Annotated in this window: 2 protein-coding genes and 1 pseudogene; 2 read left to right on the top strand and 1 reads right to left on the bottom strand. The window is 40.0% G+C overall.

All coding sequences use genetic code 11. The features are described 5' to 3' along the window. Together FTV42_RS17245 and FTV42_RS17240 are read left to right on the top strand one after the other, a co-directional pair. Window positions 1-321 (top strand): hypothetical protein (locus FTV42_RS17245; RefSeq protein ID WP_306669655.1); only part of this gene is annotated, 321 nt, incomplete at its 5' end. Beyond that, window positions 322-783, top strand: a complete 462-nt coding sequence (locus FTV42_RS17240; protein WP_179991745.1) for a hypothetical protein — start codon at window positions 322-324, stop codon at window positions 781-783. 7 nt (window positions 784-790) lie between these two features. Here the strand turns inward: FTV42_RS17240 and FTV42_RS17235 are convergent. Continuing rightward, window positions 791-1,114, bottom strand: a pseudogene (locus FTV42_RS17235) (RepB family plasmid replication initiator protein); the annotation flags it as partial.

Genomic DNA, 1,114 nt, shown 5'->3' with positions numbered 1-1,114 from the left:
AGAAAATATATGCCAAGTGAAGCCCGCGACCCTGAAAAACGTGCTGAGCTAATGGCATTCAGAGAGTCTCGTAAAACAGCCCAAATTCGTCATATTGCCCCTCAAGAGGTTAAGCAAGGGCTTGATTCAACTATGAAGCGGTTTGAAGCCTACAAGCTCAAGCAGCAACAACTAGAGCAGCAGAAAAAGGCTGCTGAAATGGAAAAAGCTCGATTGGCAGCCGAAGCCAAAAAAGCCATTGAGATTGAAAGACAAAGACAAGCCCAAATTCAACGCCAAAAAACAAGGTCATCAAAAAGCAAAGGCATGGAGAGAGATTAAATGAGTAATGCAGAAGATAGAGCCTTTGAACTATTGGCTATTGCTGAAAAACAGCAACTTGAAATTCAGGCTGAGCTAGCAGCTATTCAGCACAATAATGAGCGTTTAAAAACTCAGTTATCTGAAGCTGTAAAACAGGCAGCCGAAAATGCAGCAGAACTGACAGCAAAGAAGATTGAATCAAGGGCAGCCCATGCCGTTAAAGACTTTAATCACATCAAATGGACACACTATGCCTATGTCACTGGAGGGATGTTTCTCTTTGTTCTTTTCATAACAATATTTTCTATTTTATGGATTCCATCGTTTGATGAAGTTGCAGAGCGTAGGGCAATAGCAGAAAAATATGGAGTAGACGTAAAGCGAGTGGACGGAAAGAATTTAGTTCATATCATGTCACAGCAATGTTATTCATTGAATGGGTCTACCGTTCGAGATTGGTGCGTGATAGACCCTAAGTAATCTATTATTACTTGTACCCAGCTTTCACCAGGTATGGATAAAACTCATCAAATTTTTCAGGTTGTAAAAGCATTTCAGCAATACGTACAGCAAACTGCTGAAAGCTTTCTGTACCTTGTGAATACTTAGACATTTCAGGCATTTCAGACAGTTTGTGAGAAAACATATGTCGTTGTGCATCTGTCATTTTGGCAAACAGATCGGTTGTATTTGGATCTCGATTTGATTCGATTGATTTAGGCTGTTGCTTTTGTTTGAACTTGAATGAAAAGCCCGTAATAGATCGCCCTGTTTTGTGCTGTTCTACTTTGACTGTTATATCTGTATGTTC

It is taken from the genome of Acinetobacter sp. YH16052, from assembly GCF_013417155.1.
In the GTDB taxonomy this organism is placed as follows: Bacteria; Pseudomonadota; Gammaproteobacteria; order Pseudomonadales; family Moraxellaceae; genus Acinetobacter.
This window is presented reverse-complemented; position numbering and strand designations above follow the sequence as displayed.

Bases quoted from the DNA above. Each gene is read 5' to 3' on its own strand.
- FTV42_RS17240 (WP_179991745.1), top strand. From the start codon at position 322: ATGAGTAATGCAGAAGATAGAGCCTTTGAACTATTGGCTATTGCTGAA.